This is a genomic window from Glaciibacter sp. 2TAF33, from assembly GCF_052114945.1.
In the GTDB taxonomy this organism is placed as follows: domain Bacteria; phylum Actinomycetota; class Actinomycetes; order Actinomycetales; family Microbacteriaceae; genus Cryobacterium.
This window is the reverse complement of the sequence record NZ_JBFRFS010000002.1, coordinates 1-17,410: the sequence shown is the minus strand read 5'-3', so window position 1 is coordinate 17,410 and position 17,410 is coordinate 1. Positions and strand designations below refer to the sequence as shown.

Annotated in this window: 16 protein-coding genes and 1 pseudogene; 6 read left to right on the top strand and 11 right to left on the bottom strand. The window is 62.1% G+C overall.

What is annotated here, in order from left to right:
- Positions 1–324 precede the first annotated feature (324 nt).
- On the bottom strand, positions 325–1,197 hold the full coding sequence (locus AB4Y94_RS01655) for a hypothetical protein (RefSeq protein WP_441724121.1): 873 nt from the start codon (positions 1,195–1,197) through the stop codon (positions 325–327).
- 918 nt (positions 1,198–2,115) lie between these two features.
- Here AB4Y94_RS01655 and AB4Y94_RS01650 point away from each other — a divergent pair.
- The 5 genes from AB4Y94_RS01650 to AB4Y94_RS01630 all read left to right on the top strand — a co-directional run bounded on the left by AB4Y94_RS01650 (position 2,116) and on the right by AB4Y94_RS01630 (position 7,372).
- Complete coding sequence (locus AB4Y94_RS01650; protein ID WP_441724119.1) at positions 2,116–2,850, top strand: hypothetical protein; 735 nt, start codon at positions 2,116–2,118, stop codon at positions 2,848–2,850.
- Between the two features lie 811 nt (positions 2,851–3,661).
- The gene (locus AB4Y94_RS01645; RefSeq protein ID WP_441724117.1) at positions 3,662–4,312 is read left to right on the top strand and encodes a hypothetical protein; all 651 of its coding nucleotides are present in this window, start codon (positions 3,662–3,664) and stop codon (positions 4,310–4,312) included.
- 521 nt (positions 4,313–4,833) lie between these two features.
- A complete protein-coding gene (locus AB4Y94_RS01640; protein WP_441724115.1) occupies positions 4,834–6,120 on the top strand; it encodes a protein kinase domain-containing protein in 1,287 nt (428 codons plus the stop codon).
- 803 nt (positions 6,121–6,923) lie between these two features.
- Positions 6,924–7,052 carry a hypothetical protein gene (locus AB4Y94_RS01635; protein WP_441724113.1) on the top strand — a complete coding sequence of 43 codons (129 nt, stop codon included), beginning with the start codon at positions 6,924–6,926 and terminating at the stop codon, positions 7,050–7,052.
- A gap of 62 nt (positions 7,053–7,114) precedes the next feature.
- Complete coding sequence (locus AB4Y94_RS01630; protein ID WP_441724111.1) at positions 7,115–7,372, top strand: hypothetical protein; 258 nt, start codon at positions 7,115–7,117, stop codon at positions 7,370–7,372.
- Between the two features lie 125 nt (positions 7,373–7,497).
- On the opposite strand, the gene AB4Y94_RS01625 is transcribed toward AB4Y94_RS01630, so the two are convergent.
- The 9 genes from AB4Y94_RS01625 to AB4Y94_RS01585 form a co-directional block, all read right to left on the bottom strand.
- Positions 7,498–8,358, bottom strand: a complete 861-nt coding sequence (locus AB4Y94_RS01625; RefSeq protein WP_441724109.1) for a hypothetical protein — start codon at positions 8,356–8,358, stop codon at positions 7,498–7,500.
- Between the two features lie 32 nt (positions 8,359–8,390).
- Positions 8,391–9,509, bottom strand: coding sequence for a hypothetical protein (locus AB4Y94_RS01620; protein ID WP_441724107.1), 1,119 nt, complete (start codon positions 9,507–9,509; stop codon positions 8,391–8,393).
- Between the two features lie 289 nt (positions 9,510–9,798).
- Positions 9,799–10,431 (bottom strand): hypothetical protein, encoded by a 633-nt coding sequence (locus AB4Y94_RS01615; RefSeq protein ID WP_441724105.1) that lies wholly within the window; start codon positions 10,429–10,431, stop codon positions 9,799–9,801.
- Between the two features lie 376 nt (positions 10,432–10,807).
- Positions 10,808–11,515, bottom strand: a complete 708-nt coding sequence (locus AB4Y94_RS01610; RefSeq protein WP_441724103.1) for a hypothetical protein — start codon at positions 11,513–11,515, stop codon at positions 10,808–10,810.
- Positions 11,516–11,608: 93 nt separating this feature from the next.
- Complete coding sequence (locus AB4Y94_RS01605) at positions 11,609–13,318, bottom strand: hypothetical protein (protein ID WP_441724102.1); 1,710 nt, start codon at positions 13,316–13,318, stop codon at positions 11,609–11,611.
- The gene (locus AB4Y94_RS01600) at positions 13,318–13,890 is read right to left on the bottom strand and encodes a hypothetical protein (protein WP_441724100.1); all 573 of its coding nucleotides are present in this window, start codon (positions 13,888–13,890) and stop codon (positions 13,318–13,320) included. Before AB4Y94_RS01600 ends, AB4Y94_RS01605 begins: the two co-directional genes overlap by 1 nt.
- A gap of 359 nt (positions 13,891–14,249) precedes the next feature.
- Positions 14,250–14,525, bottom strand: a complete 276-nt coding sequence (locus AB4Y94_RS01595) for a hypothetical protein (RefSeq protein ID WP_441724098.1) — start codon at positions 14,523–14,525, stop codon at positions 14,250–14,252.
- Positions 14,526–14,624: 99 nt separating this feature from the next.
- Positions 14,625–15,290 (bottom strand): Rep family protein, encoded by a 666-nt coding sequence (locus AB4Y94_RS01590; protein ID WP_441724096.1) that lies wholly within the window; start codon positions 15,288–15,290, stop codon positions 14,625–14,627.
- Positions 15,290–15,556 carry a helix-turn-helix transcriptional regulator gene (locus tag AB4Y94_RS01585; RefSeq protein ID WP_441724094.1) on the bottom strand — a complete coding sequence of 89 codons (267 nt, stop codon included), beginning with the start codon at positions 15,554–15,556 and terminating at the stop codon, positions 15,290–15,292. Before AB4Y94_RS01585 ends, AB4Y94_RS01590 begins: the two co-directional genes overlap by 1 nt.
- Positions 15,557–15,823: 267 nt before the next feature.
- Between AB4Y94_RS01585 and AB4Y94_RS01580 the strand changes: the two genes are divergently transcribed.
- A complete protein-coding gene (locus AB4Y94_RS01580; protein ID WP_441724092.1) occupies positions 15,824–16,960 on the top strand; it encodes a tyrosine-type recombinase/integrase in 1,137 nt (378 codons plus the stop codon).
- Positions 16,961–17,157: 197 nt separating this feature from the next.
- On the opposite strand, the pseudogene AB4Y94_RS01575 reads toward AB4Y94_RS01580, so the two are convergent.
- Positions 17,158–17,410, bottom strand: a pseudogene (locus AB4Y94_RS01575) (IS481 family transposase); the annotation flags it as partial.

The window sequence follows — 17,410 nt, the reverse complement described above, 5'->3', positions numbered from 1 at the left end:
CATCCCCCTTTTTTAGCTCAGACGCATGTCACTTCAAGGGGGCGGTTATTTACCGACGATAGTCTCCCTTATCCGGACTATCGGCCCACAGGCCCATTTTTCGGGTTGGACGCGAATCCGGCGCGACTGCCAGGGCGGCCAAGCCGTGTATCCCACAACGCACGGTGGCGATAGTGAATTCGTTGCCGACGCAATCGACGCCCGGTGCCGTGACGCTGGCGCTCCGGGCTGGCGGCGCGGTTTGTGTACTGGTCCGCTTAGGACGACTGCTCCCCGTTCTGGCCGTCGTGCGTCACAGCGCGACAACCATCGGGACAGCGATCTCTATGCGCCGCGTCTCGTCCGCGCAATAGCCTTCTCGGCGGTCTGCATCGACACGCGGTCTACAGCCGCGCGCCGCATCGCGTGCTCCGACCCTGCCAACCAGTCCGTGTCCTCTGAACTTCCGTACCCGGGAGGGGACGTCAGCTGGTCGAGCAGGGAGGACGCGTCACGACTGGCACTCTCGCGCATGAGCTCTGCAAAGACGGTGACTTTCCCCCAAGCTACCGTCGCTGGGAACTGTTCTATGGTCCCCTCTGGGGTGCTGGCAACGGTCGACTTCGGCACCGGTGCGGCGAACAGCGGACTAAGCACCGTGCTGCGCGCGGCGAGATCCGCCGTCTCCTGATGAGCTCGCACCAGTACCGCCAACGCCTCCTCCAGCAGGGGAATACTGAGGTGCTTGTCGGCACCTGCCCAAGAGTCAAACCGGAGGTCCATCGAAGGGTGACCAGCCCACTTATTCCGCACGTGGCGGACGTACATAAGCGGTGTTTCTGTGTCAGCGTTTATGGCCGTCCGTATCCGCTCCAGCTGTGCGAGGTCCTGGGTCGCGGACGAATCGGGTGACGCCTCCAACGTGTCCTTCATCGATCGCAATACACCGGGCAATGACGCCGCGCGCGGCAACTGATTTTGGTCGTTGACCATCGCTATGTCGATAACTGCGAGGCGCCAGAGTTTGGCTCTCACCGCCTCCACCGCGTCGGCCACTACTTCGTTGGTCCATCCAGTGAATCCAGCGAGCTCTGTGGAGAACCGTTTCGCGAGGTAGAACCCATGGACCGCTTCGAGCACCGCGATCTGTTGCGCCCGCTCGGCACGGACCCATAGGTCTGCTTGCGTGGCTCGGCGGTCGAGTTCGGTGTTGACCATCGGTGCGCCCGTCAGGACCGGGACAGCTTCAGGTGGAAACTGCGAAACGAATGGCCGGAGGATCACGTTCAAATAATACTGGCGCAGTCCGTCCAAGGTTCGGTACAGCCGGGCACCCCGATAAGTCCGTTCTACCGGACTCCCCAGAGCCTCCACACTCCAGGGCAAGTGATGGCTCGCGATTGCGGCCCCCTCCTGAAAGGATGCTCGCCCAAACCGGCCGCCGCCCAAACCGGCCGTCGAGCTACACCCGCCCGGCCCAGCGATACTAGCTACGCCGGAATGGCCAACAAGGTCCGACCCTCACAAACGGCCATCAGCCCGTCCTCCGGCGTCGTGGCCGGCCGCTTGAAGCGGTGAGATTCTGTACGCGACAATCCCACCTATCCCTACTATGGGCGCTCCGCCCCCATCTTTCGCGTTCTAGCGAAGGCCACGGTTTCAATGCGACCGTGGGGCCGGCTATCCAGAAGTCATACCGGCCCTATTCGCGGTGGACGTATCGCTCGCGGCGGCCACGACCGGAGAGCCCACAGCTGGGCAGGTCACCACCAACATTTGGTTGCCATTCATTTTCGCCGGGATCAAGAGCGTCGCTTGGGTGCTCGCAGCACTGTTACTAGCCGGGGTAACCGGGCTGCTACGCAAGGTTTGATGGATGGACTCCGCATACCGGCCCGCTCGCCGGCCGTCCAGCCGTTGAGCATCAGACGACCGTGAGCAAGACATCGTTGTTGTCACCATATGTACCGCCGGTGTGATGATAGTCAGAGATGAGCGTGGAGGTGGCCAATGCGCGCAGCTATCACCATCGATGAGGCACTGCGGGACAGTCTCACGGCATCTTGTGCGCTGGCCGTTCAACGAGCTAACGAGCTGGCTGCACTAACCGAGTTTTGGGCCAAGTCCGCAGATCTCATGCTCGAGGAAGAGCGGACGCCCGAGTACGTAGTTTTTCGAGCTGCCGAAGTGCCGGAGCCACCAGTGTTGTTTTCGTTGCTCCTCGCTGAAGCCATTCATGTGCTTGCGACGGCCTTTGACCACGTTGCCTGGGCGCTTGTAAGTGAGGAAACGCGGATCAACCAGAACTTTGCAAGAAGCGTGCAGATGCCAGTGGTCTTGCGTGACCAAGCTTGGGAAGGGCTTATTAGCAGAAAGCTTCGCGGCATGCCCGCGAAGTACGAACCTACCGTGCGCTCAATACAGCCCTTCGAACGTGTGAAGAGGGCTGAACCGAGGCCTGGCATTGTTGCGCGAGCTGCCGACTTTGACTTGTCGTATATGCGAGGCCTTGACAATGCTGCAAAACACCGAGCGCACCACCTCGCGAGAGTGTCGCTTCCTGAACCCTTGGAGTGGCACACGATAACACCAGCCGACCATGACAAGAGCCTTCGGTTTGAGCGTTACTCCGGAGGCGGCCTAGTAGTGGGCTTGGAGCTGTTCAAGATGTTCATTCCTGAGCGCTACACAGTCACAATGAGGCAGCCGCGAATTGACATCAGCTTTCTTCCCTCCGCAACGCTTTCCGCCGACGATGAACGATTTACATCCCTGGCAATACCGCATGGTCAATTCAGGCGGTTGATTTCCGATCTAGTGGGAACCTTGAACAGACTTGTTGACGGCATCGACACCATCGACTCTGGGTGAAGACTCTCCCTAGGCCTTGACCAGTCGAAGCGCCGCGAGACCAGTCGAAGCGCCGCGAGGCGCCGCCTGATGGGTATCGCGAACGGTCCAAGTGCGCTCTAGTTCGTCGACGTCGACGCTGCTTCGGCCGCCCCGCCCACCTTCCGATATTTCCGACGTCGCCGTGTCACACTTCCAAGATGACAGCCGATGCAGAAACGATTCCCGCTCCTTGTCACTCTCGGGCACCCGGGTGACGGTACGTTCAACCTTCGTTTCCCGCGGAGTACCGAGAGGAAGTTCTGTCGCTCCTCGATGACAACGGCATCGACCACGGCACCATCCTGGAGTTCTCCGCGAGTACAAACTTGGCGATCGAGGCAGTGAATGTCCTTGGGGTTCTCGGGTCGGCTGGAGGGCTGGTTGCCCTCGCATCGTTCTACAAGACGTTTACGCATCGGCACGATGGCAAGCGTGTTGTCCTCAAGGGCGGTGAGTTTCGAAGTAGAGGCTGCCGGCTTCTCGGCGAAGAAAACAGAGCAATTTCTTCAAGGGAGGGCGGCGGAACAAGTGGAGGCAGACGCTAAGTGGCGCGAGGCGGTCGAGAAGATGAGACTAGATATGAACGACTGACCAGCGACTGTGTTAACTACCACGCAAGGTGTGCCGGCTCCTCCACAAGGAAGCGATTCAGGAGGGGCGACGCTTTCGATGTCGCTTCGGCAGAGACACCGCGCCAGAACGTCGCGAGCCGGAGCGATGCACCTAGAGCCTTGGGCAAAGGTAGTGTTCGTCGTCCTCGCGGCAGTGCTTAGTCTGCGAGACTTCGACCGTGATCGCAGATTCGGTGCCATGGCGAGAAGAGCTACTGAGGGTAGCTACCGCGCTGGAACGGCGCGCCGTGCTCAAACGATGGACAACACGGACTGGATTCCTCGTCGAGCGTGACCTCATGGTCGGCATGTTCACCGTCCGACGTTTGGTCGAGTCGGCTAAAACCTCCTCCCTGCTGCCGCGCGAGCGGGTGTCCTTAGGAATTCATCCGCTGACGGGTCGTGTTCCCGGAATCTACGACCGCTGGTCGTATTGGGAGTACTACGACATGGATTCGAAGCGTCAGACCGAGCTCACCGTTCGCCAGCTGGTCAGCTTGTTCATCCACTCCTTCGTGCTCGAGTTCCATCCACAATCGGAGGATGGGCCGGCGACGATCTGGGTCGTGTCCGAACGTGACCGGCACAAGTGGCTCTACTCGATTCCGTTCGCGCGGGTCGCCGAACTCTTCCGGCGGGTCGGCGACGAGGGCGTCGTTCACATGGAGGGCCCATACGACGAGACGTTGACGCGTTTGTCGCAGCACGACTACGTGGACGCCGGTCTGGCGCAATACGACCCCTACCCATTCGTCGAGAACCGCACCCCCTCGCGCGACCAGCTCGCTGCCGCCTTCCCGTCGCTGGTGAGTGGACGGAAGCAGCATTAGGCACGGCGGATCCCGAGTTAGTAACCATGCAAACGGAGTTAGCGAACATGGGGGTCTTCGCGACGAGGCCCTCGTCAAGCGGAACATTGACAGGCTCCTGAAGTGCCCGCTTCCGAACTGAGGATATGGGCGGGGTCTGGGAGTACATCGCTGCGCTTGCGTCGGCACTCCTGACCGGTGCGACACCGACGCGATTTCCGAGGCAGGAATTCGACTAGCTCGGCTGGGGTCGAACGACGATTCAACCGTAAGACTGAAGCTCGACCGCGCCCGGAGGACGTCCGGCCAAAGCAGCCGAAGACCAGAATGATCGAGCAGATACTTACGGCAACCTCAGTCACACACCAGGTCGAAGTCCCCAGCAAGTATGAACGCCGCGCGATCCCGTCATAGAAGAAGGCATAGTCGCCGAGGACGAACCGATCGTCGGGTAGAGGTTACGACGCGTCAACTGTGAATTGAACCTCGAAGGGTCGTGCGGAGTGCGACGTCGTGAGTCACCGGTAAGCCAAGCTAGTCCTGTGACTAATCCCGCTGATCGTTTCGAAGTCCTTGAGACCCTCGGTCAACCGACTGAGCATGCGATCGTAGGTAGGGCCAGAGACAAGAGCACCGACGAAGTCGTTGCGGTGAAGATGGCTCGGGCCGGTGCCATCATTCAGAGGCGCTTCAGCCGGGAGGTATCGGACATGCGGTCCGCCGCTGGCCCGTACGTCATGCCGATCCTGGAGGTGGATACCGATTTGGAGTGGTATTCGATGCCCCTCGCGAGCCATGAACTGACCACAGCAAGGGACGGCCTCGGTCAGGAACAGCTTGAGCAATTGGCGCTCGATGTAGTCCGTTCGGTCGCGGAGGCGTTGCGCGACTTCCATGCCGGTGGGCAGGTGCACAGGGACCTGAAACCGTCGAATATTCTCTGCTTGGAGGGCCGATGGGTTGTCACTGATTTCGGAATTGCGCGGAATCGGCCGGGGCACACTACGACGCCGCTGACGAAAACCGGCGGACCCTTCGGCACCATGGGTTGGGCCGCCCCAGAACTACATGACGATGCGCACTTGGCTGGGCCCGCCGCCGATGTCTACAGCGTGGGAGCTATTGTCAGCTGGATCGTCACCGGGATCCATCCGGCGGTCGTCCGAGTCGCGGCTCCCGACGGTGCCTTCAGGACTGCTGTTACCCGGGCGACTCGCAATGAGGCCAGCCGCCGTACGGCTACCGTTGACGCGATGCTAGCGGAGATGGATAAGGCGCTGACCAGAGAGGGTGGTCCGCCGTCCGCTCAGCTGGAGCAGATTCTGGCTTCGCCTGTGGATATTGGAGAGTTGAGTGGTTTCGCGCTAGCTCACCGCGACAATCCGACGCTGCTGTTCGAAGGTCTCCCGGAGCTGTCCGTGCAGGGCATCGCGGAGTGGGTGAGAGCTGATGCGGACGGGCTCGGGATTGTCCTAAGCCGGATGAGCGAGCTACTTCAAGACGAGAGCACTCGGGGTGGTTTGCGCCAAGCGGAGCTTCGGTCACCGCTCATGTGGATCCTTGATGGTCTCCGCCAGCTCGTGCATCGCAACCAGCAGGAAATCGCAGAGCACGTAGCCATCGCATTCTTCGAGGCGGCAGAGGGCTGTGACCAGTTCCCTGTCAACGACGCAATCGGGAAATGGCTCAAAGCTGTGGACGACGACAAATCCGCGGAGACAATTATCCGTGCTGCTGAGGTATCGACAGCGGAAGCGTATGTCAGGCAGTGTCTCGAGCGGGATTGGTCCGATCCGCAAAGCAGAGCTCTTCGCCGCTGGGTAACGTAGCTTTCGTTCACAACCGTGCGTCGCCATGGAAACGCGCGCCGGGTTTGCACAAAAGTAAATCGGGCATCCTGTGACGCGTGATCCGCAGACCTCATATCGCTGAACGGAAGCCCAACTGGATGACCCGACCTCATCGGGTCAGGATCGGGTCGAGTGGATGGATGACGAGATTCTCACGCTCCCTGAAAGTCTGGCCCTGCGCGTCGAGGGCAGTAATAGTCGGAATTGGTCCGTCACTGACGAGCGTTACGGCGAGCACCATTTCAAGGGCAGGGCGCGCGCGGCCGGATCACGATGCTGGTCAAGGTCGGGCTCATGGAGCTCGACGATGGCGAGCGCAGTTCGAACGAACTGCGCTCGAAGCTGGCGTCGGTTTCGCAGACCTCGTTCGACGGCCGGCACCAAGCGCAGCGGACCTACCCGACAGCGAGATCCAGTACGGCAAGAACCAGTTGGAAACCAAGATGGCTGCGCGCGAGGTTCCGCTCGACTGCACGGAGTTCAGTTGACTCAAAGGGTTAATGGTTTTAAGCGGCTTTGGTGGCCACGTCTATTGTCTCAAACTCCATCGGGGTGAGGTTACCGAGACGGCGTTGCCGGGGTCGGGGCGGTAGGTTCGCTCGATCCAGGTGACCATGGCCAGGCGCGGTCCTTCCCGCGTCGCCCACCGTTGATGCAGAAGCTCAGGGGCGACGTCGTTGAACAGGGCTACGCCGGCAGGCGATCGATTACGACGCAGGCCCGCACACCGCACCCGACAGTCACACCTCGGCCGCTACCACTCGGTCGAAGACGACTCCGAGTTGCAAGAGCAACCCACGAACTTCCGGCACGCGCACATGCTCTGCAACAACAAGCGCAGCAAGGTCAGCCCCAGCCCCAGCCCCAGCCCCAACCTCGGCCTCGGCGAACCCGTCGTCGACAGGTCGTAATCCGCTAGCCCCCCAATTTGGAGACTGGCACTCACGGCCCATGAATCTATAGGGTACGGATCATGTCGAACCACTTGAACATGTACAGCCAGAAGGGCTGCGTCAACTGCAAGGTCTGCGAAGGCGGCGGAGCGAACATCGGACGAAGCGCAACGCTCTGGACCATCGGGATCTGCACCGCGGGGATAGGCCTGATCTTCCTACCGTTCTTCAAGAAATGCCAGTACTGCCACCACAACACTTGGTGGAACAAGCACTACGGCCCCGACATGCGCGCAACCGCGCACGCGCCCGCCTCTGCCGTCCAAGGAACCAATTAGCCGTCCCGAACCATCAAGGCCCCGGATCACCACCGGGGCCTTTTCCATGCCCGTTGGACCTATACTCACTCGGCAGTTGTTGTGAAATCAGTCGCGCGCGTCGCCGACTGGCGGTGAACCTCCTCTTAGCGGTCGTTCATCTCAACGACACCCGTAGAAAACCAGCCCACAAGGGTCGCCGCAAGCATCGCGTGTGCCATCGCCTGCTGGGGACTAGATGGGCCACCGGCGTGCCGGTCCCGCTGGGCAAAGACAAGCGTCTCGATCATCCCAATGAGCACAGCTTGGTGGTCGGGGTAGCCATCGTCTCGACGTTCGAGCACAAGGGTCCAATCGGACTTGTCCTTCAGCGCCTGGACGATCATTGACAACCGATGACGCTTCGAGTTCGGCAGTACAACGGGTCCCGCCGCAGCCTCTACTGCTTTGATGGCTTCAGTCATGGCAGCACTCGTATCGGGCTCGAGGCTCTGCACATGCCGGAGTGCCTTCGCAAGATGCTCTCCTGCAACCTTTGAGCCTCCATCGACCGCGATTTGCGCGGCCTCTTCCACCCCCTCGGGTAGACGACGGCCAAGCCGGTAGACACCTGCATCGGACACCACGCGGACGCCAGACATCGCCGTGTCCAGATGCCACTCCAGGTCGGTTACTTCAGCGGGCTCCCCGTAGTAGGGATTTGTCGGCTTCTCGAACTGACCCAGCAACCAGTCAACTACCCGCAAGAGAGTCTTGTCCCCTTGCCGCTCAATCGCATCGACAAGTATGTCGGTGTCGACGAAGCCTCGGTCGAAGCCGAAATGGATTCGCAGCCCAGATTGCAGCGCGTTGACTACCTCCGACGCCGTCGAGTTATAGGGGCCCACCAGTCGCTTGTTGACCCAGTCAAGCAAGGCGGGGCGCATCGTGACGGGGATACGGTCCCGTACCACTCGCAGATCAGCTAGCTCTTCTTCGTCCGCATCCCACGGGTCCCAAACACTCATGCGGAAAGCCTACTGACGAGGTCCCCCTGCAATCATGTCGGATGAGCCTCGCCGCGGCGCCCGACGATCCCGCTTCTGAGATACCCATTAACGGATTGGTGCTTCCCGGGACGCTTCCAGTTCGGCACCAATTCCGTCAGGGGCTCGGGCGCGTCCATCAAATGGTCGGCACGGCGTCGAGTGTAGCTCCACTCGCCCGTCGCAGTTGCGGCCGCTGCCAGGCGCCGTCCGAATATCTGGTCCTCGAGCAAGGGCAGATGCAGACCTGCGGCAGCTTGAGTACGAATCCAGTGCTGATATAGCTCGTAAAGGAAGCTGAACGGCACGAAGCCCCAGGCAAAGCGCCAGGCGTAGGTCTGCCAGAAATGCAGGATGTATTGGTCGATGCCACGCATGTCGGAGACGGGACCATACGTTGTGGCAGCAAACGACGGTCGTCTGAGCGCCTCGAGGGATGGGCGGAACTCCTCAAGGCGAGTTTCGAGGCGCTCGATCGAGGCGTGCAATCGCGCGAGTTCCCCGGCTGACGCCGGGCGTCCCGGCTCTTGCGCTCTGGACCTCGTCGTCGCCGGAGAAACCTCCGTGTCCTGATCGCCATGGCGGTATGGGACGAACTGGATGGCGTTGAGATCCTGGTAGTAGCGGTAGCCGACTACGGTGACCGGGAAACCACGACGCTGCAGTAATTGGACGCTGCCCTCGATCTTGGGGTCGACGGTCGCTGCGACTATAGTGATGACCTGTGACGGATTGAGCACCGCTGGCATATGGCAGCCGAAGTGTTCGAAGAAGGCTTCCGCTAGGTCGACGTCAGGCCGAAAGCGAGCGAAGACGGCCAAAACCTGGTCCGTGTCAAATGTCTCAATCCAGGTCCAGTACTCGATCACCTGGGCGATGGTGTCGCGGGGAGTTTTGGCCAGCTTGCACTCGATCACATGGATTCGTCCGGTCAAATCGATTGCGAGCAGATCGGGACCACCAGTTTCGGTGATCGACTTCTGGCGCCCGATGATGAGAAGCGGCTGTCCCAGACAGGATGGATCTGACTCGACCAAACCCTCCACGTGCTTTTCAAGCCGCATCGGGGAGGGTTTCAGCGGGACGAGCTTGTTGCCGTCGATAATTCGCCACATCAGCGAGTCGGCGTTCATTCGCGCGCCGAATCGTCATCTGTACCTTCAGGGGCGGCTCCAGGCTGTGTCATTTACGCAGGCTAAGCCTGTGCGGTATCGCGTGGGTACACCACAGAATTGCCCCTGCTGAATGCGGTGCACAATCCGCTCGGATATGAGGCAACTGGCCATCACTGTGAATCTCCTGGGGCACACCCGTGTCGGCGCTGGCGCGTGCTGGTCAACCCCATCCAGCACGTCACCCGCGTCCTACCGATGAAACAGGGTGGGGGAGTAGATGGGACCTTCACTAATGCAGGGAGGACAGTCACGACTGCAGGAAGCTATCGAGAATGTCCACGAGCGCCTCCGGATCGCCGCCCTGCAGCAGCCACTCAGGCGGAGTCAGGCGCTCACCGTCGACAAGCAGGTCCTCCTGCGGGGTCGACATGAAGCCCTTGATGCTCGCAGGGTGCTTGTCGCCGAATGCTTCGACGATGGTCGCGAGGCCCGGGAGTACGGGCTGCGCCGGATCGTCCGTAAACTGCCACAGCGGATATCGGCGTTTGCCTCCCGCGATGAAGGCGTAGAGGTTCCCCTTCGCCTGATGGTGGCGCACCCGTGAAACGTCCACGCCGAGCCGCACGGCCACCTCGGCGGCGCTCAGCGAGGCAGCTACCGCTCCGAGCAGTGTCTTGCGCTCGGCTTCGGCCAGGTCGCCTCGGGCGACACGCTTTGCGGTTTCGGCGAACTCTTCAGCCGTGAACGTACCCGAGTCGATCAGAAACGAGACCTGCTCTTCGGAGAGAGCGCCGCCAAGGGGCTGGCGCTTCTTGATCAAGTCAGCGGACTCCCGAATGAGGGTGACGACCAGCTCCTCGCCTTGACCTTGCGACTGGACGGCCTCGATGAGGTACCGGACGGCCTTGCGAACTTCGGCGTGGATCCTGACATCCGGCATGGGACTCCTATCTATTGAATCGAGATAAGGCGTGCACATCATTTCTGTGTGCAGCTCTGTGAGCACTACGCAAGAGGGGCAGGTCAACGCGCGGGACGGCCCTTAGAGTTGGGCGCGGAGCGGCTCATGAGACGAGGCTAGCGCCGTCGCGATTGGTCCGCTGAAGCGCCTGGAGAACCGCTGTGCTCGCCGCCGTGTGCGTTCCTGGTCGTATATGAACGTTAAGTGACCGAATCGCCCCTCGGCGGTCCCGCTGGGCTTTCCAGAAGATGCACAGCTTCGACGCCTCGGCTCCAGTTCAGACCGTGTCGCTTCGTCACATCTACTCGGTGGCCGCAGGAGCCACACTTCTGCCAGTAGATGTGGGTTGAAGGGATCAGGCTCCGTCCGGACCGGACACGCCCCACCCGTTGCCGCCAGCTCGCGCGGTGCGCACCGCGGATGCCCATGCTTCCGCGTCCAAGAGTCTGGCCAGGGCGTTGAGGTCGCCGGGTGTGCGTGCAGTGGGCGATCCCGCATCGGCGACACCCCGTGCACGCTGATGCTCGAACAGCTGGCGCGCGCGAATCGCCTTCCCGCGGCCCACATATGGTTCCGTCGGGAACAGGCCAAGGTAGTGAGCATCGTGGGCCATCGCGGTCGTCACCTCAAAGAGCCTCGATCTCTGAATCTTGCGTGCCTCTTCGATTGTCATCGGCCACCACTCGAGGCGCTCCAGATCGGCGATCAGAGCCGTGTCCTCCGCGTACGCCTGCGGCGCAGCCGGCTTCTGGGCGATCGCCTCGCCGTACTCCAAGGTCCAAGCAGTGCCGGTCTTGGTGATCCGGGTCGGGCGTATCCATGGCGTTTGCCGCGGACCGAAGATCTGCGGCCGACGCTGCATTGCCTCGTCGCCCCAGTCCGGCAGGCCGCCGTAGCCGACGGGGGCCGTGGGAGGCCAGAACCACTCAAACGGCTCGCCTTCGCCGACGGCCAGATCAGCGACGGCCCACCCACGTGTCCACAGCCGGGACGCAACGTCGGCGTCGATCCAGCGTCTCGCGTTCAGGATGAATCGGATCTCATCATCGGGGGAGGGTGCCACGCTTCTAGTATCCGCCGGGCGACTGACACCGACTCAGTAACAACCTGCTGACCATCGACGCAGGTCCTTTGTGGCGACGCACCGTGACCTTCGTCAGTCTCCGAGTGAGCGGCCCTCATTGCTGGGCTTCGCCGCGGGCTCGGTGTCGTCGAACCACTCGGGATGCTCCAACCTCCGCTTACGCAGCTCGGGCGTCATTGCCTGATTCGCCGCGTGCCGCTCGGGAGACACCAGCGGCAGACCCAAGCGCTGGTTTCGCTCGTTGATCTCGCGCAGCCTCGTTCCATCCTCTTCGGTTGTCTGAGCCTTTGGGATTGTCGCAGCGACGTCGGGCTCAATGGTTCTCTTGGGGATGATCAGAGCGGCCTCCTGCACCCGCTTAGCATCAGGCAGACCCGAGATCGATACGCCGCCGGGAACGGGCGCGGTAGCGCTCTGCTCGGGCTGCCCCTGCCCAGGGGCAATCACGGGTTGAGCCTGCACCTTCGCCTCGGGGCCCGAGATCGCGCTGGTCTGTGCTTGCTGAGTCCGTCGTTGAGCCTCCTTCTCGCGGGTCGCATTCGCGAGGCGCGCCAGCTCGGTGAAGTCGCCAAGGCGCTCGGCTTCGACCGCCGCGTCGAAGTCTTCGGTAAACGCGGGGAAGAAGTCGGCGTCCGCCTGATCGTCAGCCTGCGCTTCGCGTTCCTCGCGGGCGAGCCGCTCGACGACAGCCTGAGCATCGGCCAGCTCCTGAGCTGTCGGCATAGAGAGTTGCTTCGGGGCACCCGCATGGTGCTGGTCGGGGCGGCGCTCTCGCTCCTCGCCGGAGGCGTTGGCTTCGAGCTGCTGGACGGTGCTCTCGAAGGCGAAGTGCTCGCCCAGAGTGGTGCCGCGCACTGGCGTTTTCATGTCGTCCAGTCGGTACGAGAGCGCGTGCTTCTCGCCGGACTTCCCGGCACGAGTGACACGGTGGTTCACTGTCACGTCGTGCTCTGACATGACCCCGACGAAGCCGTCGAGGTCAACAGAGCGAGCATCGTTCATCGAGTCCTCGAAAGCGGCGCGGATGATGTCGTGGTTCGAGATCTCACCCTTGGCGGCCATCCGCCGGTCCCGCGTGCTGCGATTCTCGGCCTTCTGGGTCGCCACTGAGGGGAGCTTCTGCTCGACGCCGTACTCGGCGCCGTGCTGACTGACGAACTCGTCGGCGCGCTCGCGCAGGCGGCCGATGTCCGTGAGGGCGCCCGACATCTTTCGCCCGGCTTCCCAGATCTGGCCGTCGACCTCCATGCGCTCGACGACGACCGCGTTCTGAACGACGTGAACGTGAAACGCTTTGCCCGCACCATCGGCCTGACCGACGAGCTTCATCTGGACGCCCGGGTAGAGGCCCGTAATCATCGTCCCGACGAACTCGAACGCCAGTCGCACCTGCTCGGGATCGTCTGGGTTCACCTCGTCGAGGCCGTAGCTCACGATGACGTGTACCGCCTGGATCTCGTCGACATAGCCATCGCCCTCGCGGCGGACATGCGTTGCCGTCTCCCTGTCTTCTGCGACCGCCCAGTACTTTCGGCCGTTCGGACGAACGCGCCGGGTATACGTCGCGACCTCGCCAGGCTCGGGGAGCTTGTACTTCGCTGGAGCCTTTCGCTTCGCGCCCTGCTTGCCGTGTGCACGGCGCACCGCGGCGAACTCGCGCTCGGCGGTGGGGACGCGGCAACGGATGCCCTCGGAGTACAGCACGCGGGGCTCGGTGCCGCCGGCCTTCTCTTTCTCTGTGTATCGCAGCAGGCGCGCGGCGACCGCGGTTTTCCCGATCACTACAACAGGAATGTGAGCACCTCCAGTGCCTTCGTGTCGCGCTCGGCATCCGCTGTCATCTGCATACGGATCTTGACCAGGGCGCGCTCAACGCCGCGCATCGCATCGCTGTCGATATTGCCCGTGGCGTTGGCGACCTTCGCGATTTGATTCCAGTTGTGGCCCACGAAGTGGACCTCGCGGGCGCGCTCGTTGTAGCTCTTCGTGACCTCGCGCAGCGCGTCGCGGATGTCTGCGAGCAGCGTCTCGTTAACGTCATTGGCGGGACGCTGGGCCTTCGCGGACCGATACGTCTCGTTGCGCAGGATCGCCGCGACATTCCTGATCGACTCACGGACTGCGTCGGGTCCCGACGCTGCGCCTAACTCGGACCTCAAGAACGCTAGGGACTCGGCGTCCTCTGCCGTCATCCTCACGGTGACGACCACATCCTTGAGCGGGCCTGCCGAGCTGCGCTCGTCAGGCCTATCGCACGCAGCTGCGCCGCCGCTCACAACAGAGGACTCAGCAATCACCTGTTCGGTGTCCGCCTCGGCAATCGTCGGGCGCCCCTTGCTCTTCGCTTCGCTCATCGCCCGCGCCCTCCGTGTGGTTTGTCACCCAGCCTGTCTCGCAGCCCGTACCTCGCTTCTTCGAATCTTGGTACCGTGCTCAACAGCCTAGGTGACAAACCACTCGCAAGCAATCCGACCGAAATCATTCTCGGTGCGCTCGATGATTCGATCGGACCGGACAATCCCTCTTACTCCGCTCGATTGACTGTCCTTTGCTTGCGGGGGCTCCGCCCCTCTGACCCCGATCAAGACGGGCGCTGCCCCCTCGATACTCCCACCCGCGCAGGAGGGCGATGCCCTCCCAATACTTGCCCAGGGCACGACGAAACCCCGCACCTGAGAGGTGATGCGGGGCTTCGTCGTGGCGTGCTAAGCCGCTACAGGCTGAGCTTGGCTCGAAGCGTGGCGAGCCGCTTGCGCTCGCTCATGTCGTTCGCGACTGCCTCGATGCTGTACTTCATGTACAGCTCATCAACCAGTTCCAGGCGCTGCCGATCGCGGTTGGCGATCACCTTCGTGCGGAGCAGGCCCGTGCGCTTTTCGGCTTCGGCGAGAAGCTCTTCATCGGTCTTCGGTGCTTTGCGCTTTGGCTCGATCTTCGTTGCCCATGGGCCTGTCTGCGCCGGGTTGGTGATGCTGTGGAAATCACTCATGAGAGATTCCTTCCTTCCTTATTTGTTGTCGTTGTCGGCCCCTTCAAGAGGGGCCCGGTCTTGGGGGCAATTAGGCGTGCCAGCCCGTCGTCTGTGGGGTCAGTCACGTGACTCTGCGCGGCGGCGGTATTCGTCGATACGCTCCTCCCGCTGTGCAGCGGTCGCGAACTCGGTCATGAAACGAAGCTCAAGCTTCTTGAACGCGGCGTCATGCTTGAGGTCCAGGGAGGGATATTCATCGAGCACGCTTCGCGCACTTCGATCGCCGTGAAGTACCTGGATCTTGAGCCGGTCCAGCAGTGGCAATTGGTAGCGATCTTGCGCACTGAGTGCGTCGACCTCGGCGCGCCACTTGTAGCCAGCCGATGCAAACACCTCTTCATCTGCGTAGCGGTACTTCCCCTTCGCCTGCTCAGTTGGAGTTTCGTGGGTGAGGTAGCGCACGGCGCGCGCGAAGGAGTGGGTATCGCCCCTCTGGCCGATCACCGAACGCACGAGGATCAGCGGCACGTTGAGCATGTTCGCCACGGTCTGGAATGTGCGCCCATCGCTCAACTCGAACACCACGTGCGCATGTGTGCGAACATCTGGGTCCTTGTCGTGAACGATCCCCGCATAACGCGTCACGTTCGGGCGGTCGAGCGCGTGGGCTATCGAATCTCGATTCAGGGTCTGCGAGGCAACTCGGAAGCGGCGAGGCCTCTTGGGCTGGACCTCGTCTGGGGCCGTGGCGCCTTGAGTTCTCGTGTCCTCGGAGACGCCCATCAGCGCGCCTCCTCGGAGGTGCTGCGGAACTCCCGCGCAAGCAGCCAGGCATCGACCGCTTCCGGCCGGTAGCGTACCGATTTGCCGATGCGCATGAATGCTGGACCTGTGCCGGTAATGCGCTTCTCGCTGAGCCCGCGCTGGGTCAAGCCGAGACGCTCAGCGAGTGTGGCTGGAGTGATGAGGGAGTCAAGCAGCGAAGTGCTGACGGCGGGCTGAATGGGAGAGTCAAGCCATGAAGTGCGGGCAGGGGACTGAACGGGCATAGAGGATCCTTCGATGGACCCTCAGATCTTGCGTGCTCTATCCCTGAGGAGGGTTGACCGGCGGCGAAACCAACCGGCGGGAGGTCGTTCTCCCTGCGGCGCAAATACCCCGGGCTATCTCCGGTAACGATGTCGCTTCGCCGCTTCTCTTATTTGATTGTTTTGGCAGTATACACAGCCGTGCACATTCTTTGCGCAACAAATGCACATTCGGCATTCACTAAACTCACAATTACAACGGCTTGCACACACCCACAGGAGGGACATATGGGCAGCGTCTACTCGTACGAAACGCAGGCCGGGAAGCGGTTCGAGGCCCGTTACCGCAAGCCCGACGGCAAGACGGCCCGCAAGGCCGGTTTCAAGCTCAAACGGGATGCGCAGGCGTACGTCGACACCGTCGAGGTATCGAAGCTCCAGGGGGCATACATCGCGCCCAGCGACGGTCTCTCAATCGTGAGCATCCTCGGAGCGGACTGGCTGGCGGCGCACCAGACCGCCGTCAAGCCCTCGACGTTCCACTCGGACGAATCGGCTTGGCGCATCCACGTCAAGCCGAAGTGGGGAGCCCGTGCCGTCGGCTCGATCCGTCACACCGAGGTGCAGACCTGGATCTCGAACCTTGCCGCGGAAAGCAGTCCCACGACGGTTGCCCGCGTGCATGGAGTGCTCGCTGCGATCCTCGATGGTGCGGTCAAGGACAAGCGGATCACGACGAACCCGGCACGCGAACTCAAGCTGCCCCGCAAGACCAGTAGGCGGCGCGCATACCTCTCGCACCAGCAGGTCGAGCGGCTGGCCCTGGAGTCGAAACACCCCGATTTCGTCCGCTTCTTGGCGTACACCGGTCTCAGGTGGGGAGAGGCCACCGGGCTCAGGGTTAGGCACGTCGATCGGGCGGCGCGGCGCCTTCAGATTGAGGAGAACGCCGTCAGCGTGAACGGGCACGTCAAGGTCGGCACCCCGAAGACCCACGAGCGCCGTTCGGTCGTCTATCCGGCGTTCCTGGACAATGCGATCACGACCGCGAGCCAGGGCAAGAGTGCCGACGCGCTGCTCTGGGGTGACGGCGTGAACCACCTGACCCAAGGCCACGCGCACAAAGGATGGTTCATGGGCGCCGTGAAGCGTGTGTGTGCGGCCGACGCGAAGGCAGCAGCTGAGGCAAAGGTCCTCAAGCGGAAGGAGCCTCAAATCATGCCACGGGTGACGCCGCACGACCTGCGGCACACGGCAGCATCACTCGCGATCAGCGCCGGCGCAAACGTCAAGGCGGTGCAGCGGATGCTCGGCCACGCTTCCGCCGCGATGACTCTCGACCGCTACGCCGACCTGTTTGAGGGCGACCTCGACGGCGTTGCTGAGGCACTCGACGCCGCGCGCCGCGAACGGCTCCAGCAGTAACGCACCAGTAACGGAAAGTCTGCAAACACCTGTTTTCAACTGTGAGCAAACGGGCACAATATGCTCGTAAACCAGACAATTCAATGGTCTCGCCGGACGGACGTTGGGGCGCGATATGGGTTCAAATCCCACCGGTACCGCCATTGTGATGTCTCAGGACATCGGAATAGCCCGAACCCACGGATTGTGGGTTCGGGCTATTGTGTTTTTCCGCGGGGTTGGTAGTCGCGGGTGGTGTCGATGGTCAGCTCACGGAGCAGTTCGCCGGTGGCGGCGTTGATGATGGTCACGTTGAGGTCGTGGATCAGGAGTTTGACGTGGGTTCCGGCGTGGGTTCGGCCGATGCCGATGTGCCGGAGTCGGCCGGGCAGGCGCAGTGTGACGGTGCCGGACTTGTCGATGCGGTCCTCTCGGACGCGGTCGTGCGTGGGGGTGGTTCCGGTGGGGGTG